Source organism: Algoriphagus yeomjeoni, assembly GCF_049821175.1.
GTDB lineage: Bacteria > Bacteroidota > Bacteroidia > Cytophagales > Cyclobacteriaceae > Algoriphagus > Algoriphagus yeomjeoni_A.
Genome location: NZ_CP187512.1, coordinates 1,511,793 through 1,530,984, shown reverse-complemented (window position 1 = coordinate 1,530,984; position 19,192 = coordinate 1,511,793). Strand labels below are relative to the sequence as shown.

Annotated in this window: 15 protein-coding genes; 5 read left to right on the top strand and 10 right to left on the bottom strand. The window is 39.0% G+C overall.

Annotated elements, in window-relative coordinates:
- Positions 1-101 precede the first annotated feature (101 nt).
- The 4 genes from hisC to ACPUEN_RS06070 form a co-directional block, all read right to left on the bottom strand.
- On the bottom strand, positions 102-1,169 hold the full coding sequence (hisC, locus tag ACPUEN_RS06085) for a histidinol-phosphate transaminase (RefSeq protein WP_425639221.1): 1,068 nt from the start codon (positions 1,167-1,169) through the stop codon (positions 102-104).
- Positions 1,166-2,461 carry a histidinol dehydrogenase gene (gene hisD / locus ACPUEN_RS06080; RefSeq protein ID WP_425639220.1) on the bottom strand — a complete coding sequence of 432 codons (1,296 nt, stop codon included), beginning with the start codon at positions 2,459-2,461 and terminating at the stop codon, positions 1,166-1,168. Before hisD ends, hisC begins: the two co-directional genes overlap by 4 nt.
- A 40-nt stretch (positions 2,462-2,501) precedes the next feature.
- Positions 2,502-3,362 carry an ATP phosphoribosyltransferase gene (gene hisG / locus ACPUEN_RS06075; protein WP_425639219.1) on the bottom strand — a complete coding sequence of 287 codons (861 nt, stop codon included), beginning with the start codon at positions 3,360-3,362 and terminating at the stop codon, positions 2,502-2,504.
- Positions 3,363-3,629: 267 nt separating this feature from the next.
- Positions 3,630-4,724 (bottom strand): DUF922 domain-containing protein, encoded by a 1,095-nt coding sequence (locus tag ACPUEN_RS06070; protein WP_425639218.1) that lies wholly within the window; start codon positions 4,722-4,724, stop codon positions 3,630-3,632.
- A 479-nt stretch (positions 4,725-5,203) separates the two neighbouring features.
- Between ACPUEN_RS06070 and ACPUEN_RS06065 the strand changes: the two genes are divergently transcribed.
- Positions 5,204-5,791 carry a hypothetical protein gene (locus ACPUEN_RS06065; protein ID WP_425639217.1) on the top strand — a complete coding sequence of 196 codons (588 nt, stop codon included), beginning with the start codon at positions 5,204-5,206 and terminating at the stop codon, positions 5,789-5,791.
- A gap of 71 nt (positions 5,792-5,862) precedes the next feature.
- On the opposite strand, the gene ACPUEN_RS06060 is transcribed toward ACPUEN_RS06065, so the two are convergent.
- From ACPUEN_RS06060 to ACPUEN_RS06040, 5 genes are read right to left on the bottom strand one after another with little or no spacing between them, the layout of a single operon-like run.
- Complete coding sequence (locus ACPUEN_RS06060; RefSeq protein ID WP_425639216.1) at positions 5,863-6,816, bottom strand: CorA family divalent cation transporter; 954 nt, start codon at positions 6,814-6,816, stop codon at positions 5,863-5,865.
- Between the two features lie 37 nt (positions 6,817-6,853).
- A complete protein-coding gene (locus ACPUEN_RS06055; protein ID WP_425639215.1) occupies positions 6,854-7,570 on the bottom strand; it encodes a DMP19 family protein in 717 nt (238 codons plus the stop codon).
- A 43-nt stretch (positions 7,571-7,613) separates the two neighbouring features.
- Positions 7,614-8,255 carry a DUF2306 domain-containing protein gene (locus tag ACPUEN_RS06050; protein WP_425639214.1) on the bottom strand — a complete coding sequence of 214 codons (642 nt, stop codon included), beginning with the start codon at positions 8,253-8,255 and terminating at the stop codon, positions 7,614-7,616.
- A 31-nt stretch (positions 8,256-8,286) separates the two neighbouring features.
- Positions 8,287-8,478: a hypothetical protein gene (locus ACPUEN_RS06045; protein ID WP_425639213.1), complete on the bottom strand. Its 192-nt coding sequence runs from the start codon at positions 8,476-8,478 to the stop codon at positions 8,287-8,289.
- 9 nt (positions 8,479-8,487) lie between these two features.
- Complete coding sequence (locus tag ACPUEN_RS06040) at positions 8,488-10,623, bottom strand: polysaccharide lyase 8 family protein (RefSeq protein WP_425639212.1); 2,136 nt, start codon at positions 10,621-10,623, stop codon at positions 8,488-8,490.
- Positions 10,624-11,158: 535 nt separating this feature from the next.
- Here ACPUEN_RS06040 and ACPUEN_RS06035 point away from each other — a divergent pair.
- The 4 genes from ACPUEN_RS06035 to ACPUEN_RS06020 all read left to right on the top strand — a co-directional run bounded on the left by ACPUEN_RS06035 (position 11,159) and on the right by ACPUEN_RS06020 (position 17,684).
- On the top strand, positions 11,159-12,514 hold the full coding sequence (locus tag ACPUEN_RS06035) for a sensor histidine kinase (protein ID WP_425639211.1): 1,356 nt from the start codon (positions 11,159-11,161) through the stop codon (positions 12,512-12,514).
- The gene (locus ACPUEN_RS06030; protein ID WP_425639210.1) at positions 12,498-16,505 is read left to right on the top strand and encodes a CheR family methyltransferase; all 4,008 of its coding nucleotides are present in this window, start codon (positions 12,498-12,500) and stop codon (positions 16,503-16,505) included. The genes ACPUEN_RS06035 and ACPUEN_RS06030 overlap by 17 nt, the downstream gene beginning before the upstream one ends.
- A 7-nt stretch (positions 16,506-16,512) precedes the next feature.
- Entirely contained in the window at positions 16,513-16,947 is a 435-nt protein-coding gene (locus tag ACPUEN_RS06025; RefSeq protein WP_425639209.1) for a response regulator, read from the top strand.
- A gap of 344 nt (positions 16,948-17,291) precedes the next feature.
- A complete protein-coding gene (locus ACPUEN_RS06020) occupies positions 17,292-17,684 on the top strand; it encodes a response regulator (protein WP_425639208.1) in 393 nt (130 codons plus the stop codon).
- 85 nt (positions 17,685-17,769) lie between these two features.
- Here ACPUEN_RS06020 and ACPUEN_RS06015 read toward each other — a convergent pair whose 3' ends face one another.
- Complete coding sequence (locus tag ACPUEN_RS06015; protein ID WP_425639207.1) at positions 17,770-18,876, bottom strand: alanine racemase; 1,107 nt, start codon at positions 18,874-18,876, stop codon at positions 17,770-17,772.
- Positions 18,877-19,192: the final 316 nt, after the last annotated feature.

Below are 19,192 nucleotides of genomic sequence, written 5' to 3'. Positions count from 1 at the left end.
GTTTTTCAATGGTCAGATGGAATCTCGCATGATGAATAACCATCCTTCAGTGTGTCGTTTTCGACATGCCTGCCCGCCCCAGGCAAGCTCGATTTCATGGTTTATAGGTTATAGCTTTCTTCATAGATTTTTTTTAAAGCTTGAATGAAGGCTTCATTTTCTGTTCTAGTTCCTACAGAGATTCGTAAACATTCCTCGCAAAGCTGCACTTTGGATCTGTTCCTTACAATGATTTTTTCCTCAATCAAATCGTCATACACATGACTTGCGTTTGGGATTTGAACCAGAAGAAAGTTGGCATGTGAAGGATGAATTTTCTGCACAAAATCCAGTTTGCTCATCTCTGCTCTGAGGTATTCGCGCTCCTGAAGAATATCCGCGATCATCGCATTGACCTTATCTACCTTCTGTATAGCCGCCAAAACAGTCTCTTGCGTCAGGCCAGAGATATTATATGGAGGCTTAATTCGGTTTAAGATTTTGATCATTTTCTTGCTGGCAAAAGCCATCCCAAGTCTTAAGGAAGCAAGTCCCCAAGCTTTCGAGAAAGTTTGCATGACCAGTAGATTTCCGAACTCTCCCATATGAGTAGTAAAACTTGGCTCATCACTGAAGTCAATGTAAGCTTCATCCACAACTACCAATCCTTTGAATTCACGAAGTAATCGCAGAATATCCTCGCGATTAACCTTGTTTCCACTTGGATTATTTGGTGAGCATACAAAGATGATCTTAGTATTTGCATCTACTGCTTTTAGAATCAGGTCAGGCTGAAGTTGGAAATCTGGAGTCAATGGGATTTTGCGGGTTTCAACATCATTGATTCCAGCGCTGACTTCATACATCCCGTAAGTAGGAGGAAGAAGAATTACATTGTCCTTGCCAGGATTGCAAAATGCCCTGAAAAGCAAGTCAATCGCTTCATCAGAGCCATTTCCTAGGAATATTTGAGAAGGCTTTACCCGTTTGATCTTGGCAATTTCTTCTTTTAAATCCAGCTGGTAAGGATCAGGATAACGATTATGATCAGCATCCGTCACGGAACCGTAAGGGTTTTCGTTTGCATCCAGGAAAATACCATCTTTGCCGGTATACTCATCACGAGCTGAGGTATAAGGCAGAAGGTTTACAATGTGTGGTCTAAGTAATGGGGTTAAGTCAAACTTCATTTCTTTTGTTTTTTGAGCTGTTTGAGTCTTATAGTTACTGCATTCTTGTGGGCTTCTAATAATTCGTTTTCTGCCATTATCTCAATGGTAGGCCCAATATTTTTCAATCCTTCCGGACTGAGTTTTTGATAGGTGATCTTTTTAACAAAGCTATCCAATGAAACACCACTGTAATTTCTAGCATAGCCATAAGTAGGTAAGGTGTGATTGGTTCCTGATGCATAATCACCGGCAGATTCAGGCGTGTAATTGCCAATGAATATCGATCCAGCATTGTAAATCGAAGCCACAGCTTCGTCTTCTTCGACCACACTTATAATCAAATGCTCCGGAGCGTAGTAGTTGATCAACTCCAATGCATCTGCCGAGCTGTCCATGATAACTGCTCTGGAATTGGCAAGAGCCTTTTTAGCAATGTCTTTTCTAGGAAGATCTTCCAACTGCTCGGCTATTTCTTTAATAACCCGCTTCGCAAATTTCTCAGTATCAGTTACCAAAATAACCTGACTATCTACGCCATGCTCAGCCTGAGAAAGTAAATCCGCAGCTACAAAAGCAGCGTTTGCCGAATCATCTGCATAAACCAGCACTTCTGAAGGTCCTGCAGGCATATCGATCGCCACACCATATTTTGTAGCTATTTGCTTCGCTGCCGTTACAAACTGATTACCTGGACCAAAGATCTTATCCACCTTAGGTACGCTTTCTGTGCCAAAAGTCATTGCCGCGATGGCTTGTGCTCCACCTGCTTTTACGATTTTGGTGATACCTATTAGTGATGCTGTATAAAGTATAGCGGGGTGGATTTTCCCTTCTTTACTAGGTGGTGAGCAAAGTACAATTTCCTTACATCCCGCCAACACCGCAGGGATTCCAAGCATCAATACCGTGCTAAAAAGCGGTGCTGTTCCACCCGGAATATATAAACCGACTTTTTGAATGGGTACACTTTTCCTACTACATACTACTCCCGGCATCACTTCATCTACCAACTCTGGAGTCGCTTGAGCCATATGGAAACGTTCGATATTTCTTTTGGCCACATTTATTGCTTCTTTCAAAGCAGGAGAAAGTGTTGCAGATGCGGCTTGGATTTCTACTTCAGAGGGAAAAAGTGAATATAATTCCACGTGATCGTATTCCATTGCAAATTTGAAAAGGGCTTTGTCACCATTTCTTTTCACTTTGCGCAAGATTGGTTTTACAATCTTATTTATTTGTTTGGTTTTAAAAGTAGGCCTTGCCAACTGTTTCTTCCAAGTGTCTTTACTAGGATTATCCAGGATGTTCATTTGATTTCTGGTCTAGGGTTGTGCAAATAGTTTTGCAGAATTAAAGAATCATCTTTTCTATAGGAACGACTAGGATTCCTTCTGCTCCGGCAGCTCTGAGCTCTTCAATGTTTTCCCAGAATTGATCCTCGTTCAAAACTGAGTGAACAGAAGACCAACCTTCTTGGGCCAGTGGCAATATCGTAGGGCTACGCATTCCAGGAATTAGACTTGTGATTTTCTCAATAGATTCGTTTGGAGCATTTAGGAGCACATATTTATTGCTTTTTCCTTTTTGTACTGCGTTGATTCTAAAGAGAAGTTTCTCCGCAATTTCCTTTTTCCAATCTGATAGATTGTTGTTTGCGATCAGAACGGCTTCGGATTTGAAAATCTCCTCCACTTCCTTCAGGCCATTCATCATGAGGGTGGAGCCTGAGCTTACGATATCACAAATGCCCTCTGCTAATCCAATGCTAGGAGCGATCTCAACCGAACCTGAAATTTCATGGATATCTGCATTGATATTTTGGCTCTTGAGGTAATCACCAAGGATTTTAGGATAGGAGGTAGCTATATTTTTTCCTTCGAAAAATTGCACGCCATTATATTCCTGACCTTTGGCTACGGCAAGTGATAATCGACATTTGGAAAAGCCAAGCGCTTTCATCGTGGTGACATTCTTGTCTTTTTCTACGACTTCATTTTGTCCTACAATCCCAAGATCAGCAACACCATCGGCTACATATCCAGGGATATCATCATCTCTAAGGAATAAAAATTCGATTGGAAAATTGGTGGAAGTGGACTTGAGTTTGCCCGTTCCATTGTAAAATTTGATGCCACATTCTTTGATGAGGCTAAGTGAATCGTCAGATAGTCTGCCGCTTTTCTGCACGGCAATACGGATTATTTGTTCCATGTTGGCAAGTTACGCTAAGAAATAAAAGGTTATAATAAATATTGGTGAAAAGCGGAATCCCTATCATCGGCTTCACCGGGTGTGTGCAACTATTCCTCAGGAGGAATGATGGAAATGATGCATCAAGTTGCTTTGATGTGCAATTGCTAAAAAATCAATATTTCTATTGCTGTTTTCCATTATTGTTGGCAAAGATAGGAGGTCACTGAGAAAATGCAAATCGAGATGGCTTATTTTAATGAACTTCAGCTTATACAACTAAATGATTTAGTTATTTGTTTCCAATAATTGATCTAGTTTTTCCCAATTTCCAGCCAGAGACTCTTTAATTATCTGGTTCCATCTTGCCTGTACATCTCTGTTTAAACCATTTCGGGTTTGCCCATCATATAGTTCCTGCAGCTTATTCATCTCCCTATAGGAGTCCAAATAGATGTCATTGAGCGTTGCCTCGAAGAGGGTCGGTTCCAGGTCTGCGTTATTTAATGTATGGATCATTCGGTCGGCAGCGATTCTCGTCAAGTCAAAATGCTTCTGTTCATGATTGCTGGCATAGTCATCTGCATTCTTTACCCAAGACTGATCGGGAAGCATGTATACTTTTATCAAAATCGTCTGTATGATCTCTCCAGCTACTATTTCTGCATTTCCTTCGATGGACAAACTGCTAAAAATAGAAGCATTGAAAGAACTCGTAGGATCAGGCGTATCTGAGAAGTCATCCCAGGTCAAAGGTCTCTTCGGATCATAAAAAACAGTGTCTTTGTTGCTAGGAAGAACGGGGTCAAGGATATTCAATTTCACTGTTTTTGCCAAGGTTCTATTGGTTGAAGCTTGGCTGCTAAACCAGGCATCGAAGTAATTCCAACTATTTTCAAATAATCTCTCCACACTCGTCTGCACATTACCCAGTTGGTTGGCAGGTCTTCCATAGTTAGCTTTTCCGTTGAAGTCAACCAAATGAACTGGACTGCCTTCTCCTTGGACAAAAAAACCAAGACTTAGTTGAATCTCTCCTTTATATCCTCGTTGATTAGCTTGGTAGATTTCTTTAAGATCTAAATTGTAGACTTTAACTAGAATATTGTATGTAGTATTTTGAGAGGTTGTAATTCTTGAATTATAAAAAAGCTTTGCTTGCTCAGCTAGTTTCCCGTCAAATGAAGCAGTCAGTTTATTCCGTTCTGAATCGTAAACCAGTCCTACTGATTTCTGAACTCTGGAATCCAGCACTTTACTAATGATATATTCTTTCCTCTTTCCAATATTACTGCTGGGAGTGAGCTTCAAAGTCAATTGCTGACCTATAGCTATCCCAACAGTGAGTAGAAGATATACTATAGCGAGTTGGAAGATTCTCATGTATTGGGAAAAGAAATAGAATTCAGTTAGGATTGATTAATCAGACTAAGCCTAACGAATAGCAATTGCAGCAGGTTTTGGAAAGTAGGTAAAAGCGAATTGTAAATGTGATCACCTACTTGTATTCTTTCGGACGAAGTGTGTTCATAAGCGTACACGCTATTTGTTGGCACATAATTCAAATCAGTGATTCTATCATTTTTTCAAAATTAAATTTCCTTAACAAGTGTAATATGGTGCAACCTCAGAAAAACCATAATTAGCTTAAAAGTGTTCGATGACATGACAGTCGGTCAAAGATATGTTCAGTTAGTATACAGGTTGTGTTAATAAATCCTGATTTTTTCAGAATTTAATTCTGAATTCCTCGTGAGAAATTTAATTTCTAAAAATAATATGGGGTTTGGGCGAAGGTGGTTTTTTGGCTTTGGTATGCGCTTCGCATTAGGGAGATCACAACACTTCTAAACCAACTTATTATGAAAACTTTATTAACAGTAGCATTAGCAAGCGCATTATCTTTTAGCTCATTCGCAGCAAACGCAAGTGAAGATTTGAAAGCACTTTCAGCAGTAAACTCGAATTTCAAAAAAATCAACGTTACCCTAAATGAGGGAGTGGGCAAGGCCAAAATCTCTATTATTACCCCAGATGGAAAAGTTCTGAACAATAGGAGTGTCCGTGTGAAAGGGGAAACTTTGATGCTTCCTTATAATATGGAAAGCCTGCCGACTGGAGAATACCTAGTCAAAATCGTGACAGAAGATGAAGAAGTAACCTACTCCGTAGAAACATTTGAAAAGCTAACTCCAGTGGAAGTATTGCCTTTGGTAGCCTTCGGTAAACAAATTGATCATAATACCGTAAGTCTATCAGTGTTTGGGCTAAATGAGCCTGGCGTCGATGTGGAAGTTATTTCATCCATCAGTGGAGCGGTGATTTACACGGAGCATGTTGATCAAGAGGAAGGATTTAAAAAAGACTATTCTTTCACAAATGTGAATGCCAAGGATATCTACCTCAAAGTGACTGACTCCAAAGGACGAATCAAAACCCTTTATTTCTAAGTTAAACCAACTATTATGAAGAGCCCTGATTTGACGTTCAGGGCTTTTTTTTGTTCAAATTTAAGGATAGGCTAGAGCCATTTTTTTCTTTTGAAGTAAATGAAGGGCAGAATAGCTGAGCAAATCATAGCAATGACCACGATAGGATATCCAAAATGGAAGTTCAATTCAGGCATATATTCAAAATTCATCCCATACACACCTGCAATGAATGTAGGAAGGGAAATGCATACTGTAACCACTGTTAGCATTTTGAATATATGGTTTTGTTCCAAGTCAATTTTGTTTGATACGTTTTCTCTGAGATCATCCAAACGATCAAAATTGAACTGAATGTAATCGGAAATTACGTCAAGGTCATTCAATTCTGTACGTACACTTTCCCTCAATTCTACATGTTTTTCCCAGTCGCTTTTGATGTATAATCGCAATACTCGAGTGGTTTCCAGAAGTGCTTCCTTAATCAATAAATTGTTGAAGTTATATTTTGTAATAATATCCATCACATTGCTTGAGAACTCCTTTTCTATCAGGATTTCGTTGGCAAGGGCCTTTACTTTTCTACTGAGACTCTCTGTGATATCTGCGAAATAGTCAGAAATAAACTCAAACTGAAATTTGAAAATACCATCCATATCATTGATTCTCTGCAAAGAATTGATTTTGGCTGGATACATGCCATTGAAGTAAACATCAAGGTTGGCACTCATGAATAGAAATAAGCCTGTTTGAGAAACTATAATAAATAAAGGTTCCTCCACCATATTTTTTTCCTTGTTGTGATAGGGGATTGAAAAGTGAAATGCCGCCTGATTCTCATTTTCTAAAAAGTGGGAGCTGATTTCTATATCCTCAAAATGCTTCATGATCTTGAAGTCAAGTCCATAATTCTGCTCCAGCCAACTCAATTCTGCATTGGTATAATCCGTGAATTGCATGACCTGGAATTCCAGTTCAGAAACTAAAAGCTCTTCCACTGAGTGAGCCTTAAAAGACTTTTTATTTTTGAGGAGGATTTCGATCATGGGGTATTCGTAAAAAAATGGTTTATACAATTATCAATTATTCAATCTTGTAAATTTTATCTGGGTTACTTTTTACATAATCAATCAATTTCTGTTGATAGTCTTTTGTGAATATTTCGGTAAAAAAGTAGCTTTCAATTACTTCGGTTGAAGTAAGCTCTTTGTATCCTTCAGAAAAGGAAGTCCAACGATTATTCCAATCTCTGTGGTTATCATTAAACTTGGAATGTAAGTCTTGAATAGTTTTGAAATTGCCGAAAAACTCTTTTAAAACGATCTCATAATCTTTCTCTAATTTTTCCAATCCAGTTTCTTGCATTGCTTGTAAAGCAAGTATGGAAAGTTCTGGGTAGTTAAATAAAAACTGGTAAACGCCACCATTATTCACTTGTGACTCAAAGTTTATAAGAGTAAAATAAACACGTTGCTCCTTTGTAACCTCCTTTAGAAAATCAGCGTGAGTTTGATTCTTTTCCCAATATTTATTTTTATCATAAACATCCTCACATGCTTTAGCCCAGATATCGTAGTATGCGTTTTTATACTTGTTCCAAGCTTTTCCATCCCACTTTTTCTCGATTTCAGCAATCCAGTTTTCGGGTAGTTTTGGAATATGCTTATTGGATTGATTTTCTGATTCAAGCTTCAAAAATTCGGTTGGAGCATTTTGCGTATTTTTGGATTTCCTTTTCCAAATGAAAAAACCAATTATTAAGAGAAATACGCCTATTGATATAATTAATCCTATTTTCATTGTAGTTTATTAGATTATCAAATTCTGGTATAATGGGACTAGTTTATTTTTGTTGAACATATGAATGTGTTTCCTTCCTTCTCCTCACAATCCACCACGCCACTATCATATTTGGAACCCAACACAGCCAAGCAACGATACGGTAAGCGGGGATAAATTCTCCTTGATGCAAGATGATCAGAATAGGGAGCCAAATCCTGAGCGTCACAGCTGCGAAAGTTGCCGCGTAGCTAAATATCATCCAGTCCTCATGGTCATCATACCTATGTTTTTTGGCAGTGAACCAGCCCATCATCGTAGTGCCAAGCCAGACGATTCCCAAAGTGATAAAGCCTAACATACTGACCAATCCTCCAGTGGCATTAAAACCCAAATAGATGGCAGCCAAGCCACTGAAAAAGACAAGGGTGACATAGGCCATTCCGATTTTCTTGTGGAGTTTTCTATTCCTATCCCGAAATCCTTTATGGAATTGTACCCACCCAATAATAAGTGCAAGTCCGCCGAGTATGATATGAGTGTAGAATCCAAAATTCCAGATATTGGAACTTAGGAGTTCAGCTGTTTTAGATTGGAGTAAAGCGAAATTTCTACCGTAAACAAAGTAGAGAAATGGATAAAGACCAATGACTGTGCAAAGGATTCCAAATATCCACCAATTGATCTTTTTTAAAACGGGGTTCATAGAAACTAGATATTTGTGTTGGCTGAATGATTTACTTCGAAAGATAGTTATTCAGTTGGTCAAACGTGCCTATAAATCTTTGCTCCATATTGCTGATATCCTCTTCAAACACTTTTTTGGAAGCATCAGAAACCTGATGCGGAAATGAGACCATATCAATTATAGTTTGGCTGTTTTCTATAATAAACTCAAGATCTACGATCATTTCAAGTTGCGAAAACATGGGTTTTGGTTAGAATTGAACGGATTTAGTGATTGAAGAACCTGCCATATCTCCTTCTGGCAGCTCAAATTTGATGGTCTTTTCGACTCCCTCCACTTGTAGCTTTATTTCTATTGAGCCTGTCACCTTTTGCGTAGGTTCTGATAGAGATATGTTCCAGGTTTTTGAAGTTATATTTTCCAATTGAACTAATACAGGTTGGCTGGTCTCCAACCTGTTATTTTCCCAGTAGAATCTACCCTTCTTATAAAAAACCACCCCAAGTAACCCATTTTTTTTGTCCTGGACAGCCTGAACCTCGGGCGAGTTTTGGAGGATAACTACCGATGAAATATTCTTGTTGGTCAACTCTTGAGCGTTTTCAACACCTGGTAAAAGAATGTAGGCGTAGGAGGCTTCTTTCGGGTTTTTTCCATGATTAACCCAGAGTTTAAAGACATCCTTTTCTATGATCTTGGAAGATGAATTGGAATTAATTTCTGCCCAAGCACCCGGCTGCTTATCTGCAAAGAGCATTACACTTTGATTTTCCGGGAAATAGTAACCGACTTTATCATGATAGATCCACTGGATGTTTTTTAGTTTGTCAGCTTTCTCGCTCTTAAACTCTTCAAAATCTCCATTTTGAGATAGTAGAACAGGTCCTTTCAACCAGGATTGATTTAAGGTAGTAGTGATAAATTCCTGTCTATCTGCTGAAATTGCTGATCCCAAACAAATGACTTTATCATCAAAGAAGAACCAACTTTTGTTGGCTTTGGTAGTGTAATCGGACATCTGATAAACCGAAATGCCATTCAGTCCGTCGCTTACTCCTCCTACAAAATCAGTTTTCCCTCTATTTGCGACCCAGTTTCTACGCTTTTTAAGCGGGCTGACCTCAGGCGTGGTGGTTCCGGGAATCTTATTCCACTCCCAGTTTGGAAAAATATTGTGGTATTCATTTCCCTCTACTGCTATGAAAGTAGCGCCTTCAGTAAGAAACTGCCCAGTGAGATTTTCACCGTTTCCGGATTCGGTACGTACACTTCGGCTAGAAGCTATATTAAGTCCAACCATAAATTCAGGTCTGTGGTGTACGGTATAATCAGATCTCCAGTAATAAATATGCTTAGGGCTGATTCCTTCTGATGGATCTGCTTTGCCTTCTATTCTTGCAATTGCCTTATCGTATTCTTCTTGGTGACGGTTGATGTCGATTTCTCTAATTTGCTTCACTATCCCTACATTTACCCGGGTCGCATTATTTCTGGCGATTCCCCGGCCAATCACACTAAAATCTACATACCGACCACGGATCACCTGCAAGAACCCATTTCGGGTAAAATCTGATATTAAAGAAATCTGATCAGGAGTAAATGAAAACCTTGTTCCTTGGATGTAAGTGGCCACATTTCTAATACCCGATAGGTATTCTCTGCCATAGCCATGCATGTAGTTTTCGGGGCCATGAGCATGAAAAGACATGTCTCGCTGTATACCATCACCTGGGGAGATTTTGATCGTAGCAGCTGTCGCGTCTACAGCCCGCTTGAGTAAAGCTGCATCTTTGGTGAGTGCTGCCTCCATGATCATATGCTGCGCAATATCAGTCAAATTGGATCCGTCTCTTCCGGGAGATTTTGTGATTGAGGCAGTTTTACTCATCCAGCTTATTAATTTTTTCTCTAAATCTTCCGGTACCCCTGGCTCTACTGTGCGCATGGCCACCAAAAGCTGCCCGATCTCTTTGGGGACGCTTATACTGAGCCACCACCAGTTTTTTGAAGTTGGCTCAGGTTTTAATTCAACCCAATACCTGATGGCATTAAGTATACGCTGATGCGTACTGGCACTCAAGTAGAACTTGTTGTCTTTTCGACTATAAGCCTTTGCCATAAGTCCGATTCTCTTGATGTGTACATCTGGCTCCCAACTCGACAGGGAGTTGTCAGCATAGTTGATATCTTTCCAGCTCCCATCTGCCTGTATTTCCTTTTGTACCTTGTTTGCCAAAGTATTTAGATCTGCTGCGCTTATAGCTTGCTGATATTGGGTGAAAATATTTTGTTGGACAATATCAAAGTCTAAATCCTGCTGGGCTTGAAGTGACTGAACATGAGCTAAAAGAAGAAAGAGAAATAAATAATTGGCTAATCGTTTCATAATCATGAAATAAAATGGATATCACTGAGTGATTCCGGTAGAAATCACTTTGAAGTTGATTTCTTCTTAGGAATAGGATGTATAAGGGTAAATGCCAGGTTGTCCAAAATCATTGTGAGTTGTAGCTCTATAGTACTGAAAAATATTTAAAAATTTAATTAATCAGCATTTTTAGTAGTACACTACAAACAAACAATTATGGGAAGCTGGTAGGCTTTTTTCGCTTCTAATCAAGACGTATTTTTTGTCGGTCTGACCTTGAGATCAGGCAAATTTCTTGGAATTTATGAGGATGCTTTTCGAGTAACATGTTTTTAAATCCTGTTTTAAAGCTTTGCTTTCTACTTATTTAGATTGTTCTCAAAGCCAATTGTTTTTCATGTACTATGAAAAGCATTTGCCAGCCAACCACTGGCTGTAGCATTAAGGAAAGGTTTTTCTTCCCTTTGGAGTGCAATTCTATTTCTTCTAAATTCACAAGTTATGGGGGATTTCTGGATGAAGGAGGAGTCCACTTTACAGTACCTAAGAATTGATGATAGAAATTTGGAGTAAATACAAGAGAGCAATATTGGCAAACTGTGTCCTATCTTCAGTTGAAGCAAACAAAGGTGTGAATTATTGGAGAAATAGCCTTTTTGCAACCACCTTAATATTTATTCTGCCGCTTTGCTTTATTGCGCTGATTCCATCATTATTCCTGAGCACCTTCGAAAACAAAGAGTATATCACCTTATTGCACTTCATTACTATTGGTTTGATGTGTTTTATAGCCTTTGTACCTAGCGTAAAAACAGCTACTAGGAAGTTGATATTTTCTCTTACTGTTTATGCGTTTGCCATCACGCTTAATATTTTCACCTCACCCTCCTCAGGTTCTGTTTTAGTATACTTTTTGGCGGCCTGTGTCTATTCTATTATAATTTTCGATAATAAATACGCTTATTGGTGGAGTCATCTTGTGCTGTTTATTTCTATCTTTTTTGGGTTTGCTATAGCGTTCGATTTGATTGATTTCAGTCATAATGTAGATATGAGTTCCGTGAATGAATGGATTGCTGTCAGCTCTAATCTTATCTTTCTATGTTACCTCTCATCAGCCCTTATTCCCAAGATTTTCAAAGGAATTGAAAACTACATTTCCGAGCAGCAACAACTAAAGACCGAGCTTGAGGCGAGTAAAAAGGCACTCCAAGTCAAAAATGAAGAACTTGAACATTATGCTTATGTAGCTTCGCATGATCTGCAGGAACCTTTAAGAATGGTTACAAGCTTTATGCATAAGCTTAGTTCAAACTATGGAGACCAGCTGGATGAAAAAGGAAAGAAGTATATTACTTTTGCCGAAAATGGAGCTGTGCGTATGAAGCAGATTGTCTTGGATTTGCTGGACTTCTCCAGGGTCAATAGACCTAGTGATAAACTGGAACGAGTAGATCTTGATGCTTTACTATCGAATTATTTGGAGTTGAGAGAAGGGACCATCGCTGCTGCTTCTGCTAAAATCAATTGGACTGACATGCCTACCATTTGGACTATCAAGCCTTTGATTACCACAGTATTTCACAACCTGCTGGATAATGGGTTGAAGTATAGAAAAAAAGACACTGCTCCTAGTATCGATATATCGGCACGTGAGCAGAAAGATTATTGGGAATTTGCTATTTCTGATAATGGAATAGGTATAGAATCTCAGTTTTATGATAAAATTTTTAAGCTGTTTCAGAGACTACATAATAGCAATGAATATGAAGGTACAGGAGTAGGGCTTTCAATAGCCAAAAGAAGTGTCGAGTTTATGGGAGGACAAATAGGGCTTCATTCACTAGTGGGGGTTGGCTCAACTTTTTATTTTACAATACCGAAAAAAATTAATGAAAGACAAGATTAAATTTCCAATAATCGCTTTAGGTGCATCTGCAGGCGGTCTTGAACCCTTGGAGTTGTTTTTTGAAAAAACAGCTGATGACCCGATAGGCGCCTATGTTGTCATACAGCATTTGGCCCCCAATCACAAGAGCTTGATGGATGAATTACTGGCTAGGCACACTAAGTTGCCCATCTATATTATTGAGGATGGGATGTCCATTAATCCTGGTGCTATTTACTTGAACCCTCCCAAAAAGTTTGTTGAAATAAGAAATGAAAAATTTGTATTAAATGATAAGGAAGACAGGAAACTCAGTTTTCCAATCACTAGCTTTTTTATGTCACTGGCAGAAAACCTCCAAGATAATGCCTGTGCTATTATCCTTTCAGGAACCGGTAGTGATGGCGCTGAAGGCCTGAAGTACGTGAAAGAAAAAGGAGGTCTGGTGCTAGTACAGTCTCCAGATGATGCCAAGTTCAATGGAATGCCTAACAATGCTATCCATACGGGAGTAGTAGATAAGGTCTGTTCTATAGAAGAAATGCCACATGAAATCACTTCTTTTTTCACAAACCGAAAACTACTGATACAGAAATATCAAAATCAGGAAGGAGGGAGCACGGTTATTTCAAAAATCCTCAAAACAGTCCTTGAGCTTATTGCTATTGATTTTACAGGTTATAAGCATACTACCGTCTCCCGTAGAATTCACCGGCGGATGAATTTATTGGATGTCACCAAAATTGAAGAATATTACAGTTTACTAAAGGACAATCCCGCTGAAGCACATTTGCTTTCTAAGGAGTTACTTATTGGTGTGACACGGTTTTTTAGAGATGAAGAGGCTTTTGAAGCCTTGAGCACTGAAGTAATCCCAAAGCTCGTCGAAGAAAACCTTGAGACCAAAACCCTGCGTATTTGGGTTCCTGCCTGCTCCACTGGAGAGGAAGCCTATTCTTTAGCTATTCTGGTGAAAGATTACCTGCGGAAAAACAAACTGCAGTTTGATGTAAGCATTTTTGCCACCGACCTAGACAAGGATGCGATCAAACTAGCTTCTAATAGAATTTTCTCGGAGAACATTACTTCTGAGGTGCCAGTAGAGATCCTGAATACTTACTTTATTTCGCAAAAAGGCGGGTATAGCATTGTCAAAGAAATCAGGGAGATGATTGTTTTCTCGGTGCAAAATTTGATCCAAGATCCTGCTTTCAATAAAATTGACCTAGTAAGCTGCCGAAACTTGTTGATTTACCTGAATGATCCAGTTCAGCAGCAGCTCTTCAAACTGTTTCAGTATGCGTTGAGGACAGGTGGATATCTCTTCCTAGGTCCAAGTGAATCTCTAGGGGCTGAAAGTGAAGAGTTTAGGGAGGTAAGCCATCGATACAAGATTTTTCAGAATATTGAAAGTAAAAAATTCATACAAAGGCTCCATACCGCCCAGAGATTTCAGAAGCAAAGCTGGGATAGAGCACCAGTAGCTAGGCAAATTGAACAGCCTCTTGTAACAACTAAAGGGAAACTGCAGAGTGAAATCCAACATACCCTGATTCAAGAGTATGTTCCTGACTCGATGGTGATAGACCAACATTTTAATTTGTTACATACTTCAGGTAGCAGTCACCGTTGGCTACGTATTCCTCCGGGTGAAATCAGCGCTAATGTCTTACGCATGCTTCCTGAAGTATTTGCTGCTCCCTTAGAAGTTGCAGTAAATAAAGTCTTGCAAGACGGAAATGCCATTATTCTTGGAGACCTTGCCGTTCCGGAGGATCTCCGGATGCATTTTCAGCCCAATTCTACGTTGGATATTCACATCAGAACTAAGGAATTGTTGGAAGGTATGAAGTATGTATTCATCACCTTTGAGCAGGTATCGGACAATAGCAATAAGGTAGAGGCTGCTGAAAGAATTAACCTAAGTGCTGTTTCTAAGGAGAAAATCAATATTCTGGAACGGGAATTACGGGTGAACCGAGAAACTCTTCAGACCACCGTCGAAGAGCTGGAGTCTAGCAATGAGGAGCTACAAGCTGCCAACGAAGAGTTGCAGAGTTCCAATGAAGAATTAGAATCCGTCAACGAAGAACTTTATACCGTCAACGCTGAATATCAGCAAAAAAACAGTGAGCTGGCGAATAACAATGATGATCTGAACAACCTGATTCAAAGTACCGAGATCGCACTGCTATTTCTTGACGTCAACCTGAATATTCGGAAATTCACTCCCTCACTCAAAAAAATATTAGACCTTGTTCCACATGATATCGGACGAAATATCAGCCAGTTTCGTGGAAAGATCAAGTTGGAAAATCTACTAGATCGAATTGGTATGGTACTGGAAAATCATTCCTCTTTTGAGTCAAGAATAGAGGATATCAAAAAGCGGGAGTACCTACTCAAAATATCACCTTTCCGTACTCAAAAAGACGAAATAAAAGGTGTGATTCTAGTCTTTGTCGATTTGACCCAAGCAAACAGGCTTCAAAAAGCATTAGAGGTATCAGATAAAGCACTCAAAGAGCTAAACTCAAAGCATACCGACCAAGCAGAGATTTTGGGCTTGATATCCCAAAATTTAAGGGATATGGTATGCATCATCAATAGTGCGGGGGATATAGAGTATTGCACTCCTTCAGGTTTTTTAGTCACTGGATATAAGCTGGATAAGCTTTATAAACTGAATTTATTCAAGAAAATCCCCAGTCAGCGCCATGCAGATGGGTTAAAAATAGCCTTAAAAAGTATTGATTCAGGCCAGGAGCCAGGCTTAGTTGAGTTTCAGTTTCAGAAATCCAACGAAAATTTGCGCTGGTTGGAGGCTACTGTCAAGGCTATTACACTGCGCCATAGTGAAGGAAAGAAATATCTATTGACAATCAGGGATATAAATCACCGAAAAAATGCAGAACAAGAACTTCAAAAAGTTTCATTGATCGCAGAGCAGTCACCCAATGCAGTAATCATGACAGACACTCAAGGCAGAATTATTTATGTGAATGAAACCTTTGAGAAAATGACAGGTTATGAAGAATGTGAAGTTTTAAATAAAATACCTGGCAGAGTTCTTCAAGGAAAAGAAAGTGATCCAGACGTAGTTAGGCAAATGGCAGAGGCCATCGCCAATAGAGATTCATTTGAAGTCAACATTATTAATTATACTAAACTTGGCAATAAATACCTTACCCATATCAAAGCTCGTCCTCTTTACAATTTAGAAGAGGAGTTTATAGGCTTTTTCTCTATTCAAGACGATGTCACTACGGAGGAAGAATATATCTACCAAGTCAGTAAATTGAATGATGTCATTAAAGCACAAAACAAGCAGCTGCAGGATGTAAACAAGTCACTGGAAGAATTTGCCTATGTCGCTTCTCATGATTTGAAAGCTCCTTTGAGAAGTATTAAAGGTTTACTTAGCATAATTGAAAAAAAGGGCAACCTTTTAGAAAAAGGCAAACAGAAGCAATATTTTGAAATTATTAATTCCTCAGCAAATGAAATGGACAAGATGATCACCAACCTATTGGAGTTTTCTAGAACTGGAAGACTCAACGAGAGCTTGGAAGAGGTAAAGTTACCTGATCTTTTTGAGGAGGTCTTGATGCAATTTAGTAAAGAGCTAGAAGACCTGAATGGTAAAATTATATATAATCTGGACATTACTGAGCTCGCAGTTTATCCTATTCTTTTTAAGCGTTTGCTCACCAACCTGATCAGCAATGCTTTAAAATACCGCGGAGACCAAAACCCTATCATACAGATCACGTCACAAAGTAATGAGGAAAAAGTAACCTTTGCAGTGAAAGATAATGGTATCGGAATTCCAGAGAATCAGCTTGAAAATGTGTTCAAAATCTTCCATTCTTTAAATCCAAGTAATGATAGCAACGGGATAGGCCTTGCAGTTTGTAGAAAAGTTGTCGAGCTCCATGGGGGGGAGATGTGGGCTGTGTCTGAACTTGGAGAAGGTGCAGTTTTTAAATTTGAAATAGCAATTAATCGATAATAAGGATATGAGTACAAAACCTGCACATATACTCTTAGTTGAAGATAATGAAGGAGATATTGTTTTAACGCTTGAGGCCTTTGAAGAGAGCAAGTTGAAAACAGAGATCAGCATTGCCAGAAACGGACAAGAGGCTTTAGACTTTCTCTACAGAAAGAATGAATTTACTGAGGCGAAGCGTCCGGATTTGATTTTATTGGATATCAATATTCCTATTTTTAATGGGCATGAGGTTCTAAGTCAAATAAAGGATGATGAAGAATTAAAATCAATCCCTGTGATCATGTTGACTACTTCTTCCAATCAAAAGGATATCGATGAAGCCTACAAACAATACTGCAATAGTTATGTAAAAAAGCCGCTTGATATGAATGAGTTCTTGAAAGCTATTATAAAAATTGAAGAATTCTGGCTGCAGCTCACCACTTTATCTAATAAATAATGACTGAAAGAGATGAGTATAATACAGCCTTCTCAGTTTTGGTGATTGAAGAAAACCGCGGGTATAGATTTGATTAAGAGTATCGAATTCGCACTAAGTAGAAATCACTATATAACTCAGAACGATGTCCAAAGTAAGAAATATTGCATTGCATGAACTCAATCGCAGGTGTTAAGGACGCCACTTTTCCTTATGTTAGGCATTATTAATTTAATTCAAATCGGAGGGGTGGACTCTAATGAGTAGCCTTTTTTCCTTAGAACAGTTGACGGTAAGCTCCAAAGAATTAGATGAAATAGTAAAGAATAATATGAAAGAAACTCAGACATTTGACTTCAATAAAAATGAAAAATAAGCATGTTTTTTTAATAGAAGATGATAAGATTTTTAGGTTGATAACGCTTAAAATGTTAAATAATTTGCGCTTGCCATACCTGTCAATATGCGAGTGCGAAAACGGGCAAATTGGCTTGAATGAACTAGCCCTGAAAAGAGATCTTGATGAGGAGGTTATTGTTTTTTTGGATATAAATATGCCCGTTTTAAGTGGTTGGGAATTCTTGGAGGAAATGGTATTGCAAAAGTCCTTTGGTTTAAAAAATATTTCTATCTACATCGTTTCTTCGTCAACAGATGCTAGTGATTTGGATAAGTCTAAATCATATGAAATAGTAGATGGATTCATACATAAGCCACTTTCCTTGGATTCATTAAAATCAATAATAACCACGCATTAACCCATCCGAATCCAACCCTCCGGAAACTAAGCCTAGTGATGTGTTCTAGGTTTGTTTTGTAAAATGTACTCAATACTGAAACTGATTACTGAACACTACCTTCCGCGTGATCCACCATTTTCCCATCCAGCGTCATGTATTCGCCCATCGCATCTGCTGTCATGCAGGAATGAACGGGAAGAATACCTAAGATGTCTCCAACTTTCACTTTTGCAAGCAACTCATCCGAAGCTTTTATAATCCCATGTTCCTGGGAAATGTTTTTGAGAAAGGATTTGGTTTCAGGAATAATCCAACCATTTTCATGGAGGTAAACAACCTCTCCGAAGTTTTTCAGGCCATTTTCTCCTACCAGCACGTCTTTGGCCAAGTGAACTCCACCGCCATGAATTAGTATTTCCTTTCGGTCCTTTTTGATATCCACGACTGGCACGGCGAGACAAACAGCAATATCCTTTTTGTCACAGCCGCCTAATTCTGCCTGCATCAGGTCATAAAACACAAAATTTCCCGGCCCCATCTCGTCTATGTCTCCGAAGTCTTCCATCACTGCACACCCGGGAGTATCTCCAGTTCGAGTAATTAGCTTGGGATATTCTGAATTGTACTTGTGCTTCAGCATGCTAAGGGCATTCCGGGTTTGCTCGTAAAGGGCAGGGATATCAGGCATATAATAGGAGTGACCTGCATGGATGTAAAAACCTTTGAATTTTAGCTTGTCTGACTTTTTGGCAATCAACAAAATCTCCTCAATCAAACCGAAGTCGGATACTTCTACACCTGTTCTTCCATAACCAGCATCGATTTCTATGAAAAACCCTACAGAATGCTCCAATTGATCGGAAAGCATTTGGGTAGTTTCAGCATTGATCAACTGCACAGAAATAGATTGCCTTTCTGCTATTTTATTAAGCTTTGGGATCTCAAGAGGATTGAATGGAAATGCGATGTGAATATTCACCCAGCCTTGCCCTGAGAGGTATTCTGCCATTTTGATGGAAGAGGCAGTTACCTCTGTAATATTATATTCTTTTGCCCAATCACCAATTTGGTTTGACTGAGCGGTTTTGAAATGTGGAACGAGCTTCATATTGTGCCGAGTAGCTTTATCTGCCATTCGTTTGATGTTGGCGCGGCAGATTTTTTCGTCAAGGAGAAGCGTAGGTGAGGTTATTTGATCAAGGTAGCTCATGAGTAATGGTTGAGTTCGTAAAAATTTTATTGAAAGTAATCTCAGAGGAGGGGAATAACAAGCTGAAAGGGCATTTCCGAATTTTGATTTACGATTTACGAGATTCCCGATGAGTTGAGGTTTGTGTTTCACGCGGCGGCGCAGCGTTTGAAAACCTTTGAGGTTCTAAACACTCAAAGGTTTTCAAATGGAAAATTGCGTCTTTGCGCCATTGCGGGAGATTGTCAATTCGTTTAATCCATAGAACTATGCTTTTTCATTCGCCGGGCTGCCGTGTGAATATTTTTTATTTTTCCGCCCTTGCGGGAGATTTGCC

What these genes read in the sequence shown, in the direction of transcription:
- hisC (WP_425639221.1), bottom strand. Translation starts at nt 1,169, where the DNA reads ATGAAGTTTGACTTAACCCCATTACTTAGACCACACATTGTAAACCTT.
- hisD (WP_425639220.1), bottom strand. Translation starts at nt 2,461, where the DNA reads ATGAACATCCTGGATAATCCTAGTAAAGACACTTGGAAGAAACAGTTG.
- hisG (WP_425639219.1), bottom strand. Translation starts at nt 3,362, where the DNA reads ATGGAACAAATAATCCGTATTGCCGTGCAGAAAAGCGGCAGACTATCT.
- ACPUEN_RS06070 (WP_425639218.1), bottom strand. Translation starts at nt 4,724, where the DNA reads ATGAGAATCTTCCAACTCGCTATAGTATATCTTCTACTCACTGTTGGG.
- ACPUEN_RS06065 (WP_425639217.1), top strand. Translation starts at nt 5,204, where the DNA reads ATGAAAACTTTATTAACAGTAGCATTAGCAAGCGCATTATCTTTTAGC.
- ACPUEN_RS06060 (WP_425639216.1), bottom strand. Translation starts at nt 6,816, where the DNA reads ATGATCGAAATCCTCCTCAAAAATAAAAAGTCTTTTAAGGCTCACTCA.
- ACPUEN_RS06055 (WP_425639215.1), bottom strand. Translation starts at nt 7,570, where the DNA reads ATGAAAATAGGATTAATTATATCAATAGGCGTATTTCTCTTAATAATT.
- ACPUEN_RS06050 (WP_425639214.1), bottom strand. Translation starts at nt 8,255, where the DNA reads ATGAACCCCGTTTTAAAAAAGATCAATTGGTGGATATTTGGAATCCTT.
- ACPUEN_RS06045 (WP_425639213.1), bottom strand. Translation starts at nt 8,478, where the DNA reads ATGTTTTCGCAACTTGAAATGATCGTAGATCTTGAGTTTATTATAGAA.
- ACPUEN_RS06040 (WP_425639212.1), bottom strand. Translation starts at nt 10,623, where the DNA reads ATGAAACGATTAGCCAATTATTTATTTCTCTTTCTTCTTTTAGCTCAT.
- ACPUEN_RS06035 (WP_425639211.1), top strand. Translation starts at nt 11,159, where the DNA reads ATGATAGAAATTTGGAGTAAATACAAGAGAGCAATATTGGCAAACTGT.
- ACPUEN_RS06030 (WP_425639210.1), top strand. Translation starts at nt 12,498, where the DNA reads ATGAAAGACAAGATTAAATTTCCAATAATCGCTTTAGGTGCATCTGCA.
- ACPUEN_RS06025 (WP_425639209.1), top strand. Translation starts at nt 16,513, where the DNA reads ATGAGTACAAAACCTGCACATATACTCTTAGTTGAAGATAATGAAGGA.
- ACPUEN_RS06020 (WP_425639208.1), top strand. Translation starts at nt 17,292, where the DNA reads ATGAAAAATAAGCATGTTTTTTTAATAGAAGATGATAAGATTTTTAGG.
- ACPUEN_RS06015 (WP_425639207.1), bottom strand. Translation starts at nt 18,876, where the DNA reads ATGAGCTACCTTGATCAAATAACCTCACCTACGCTTCTCCTTGACGAA.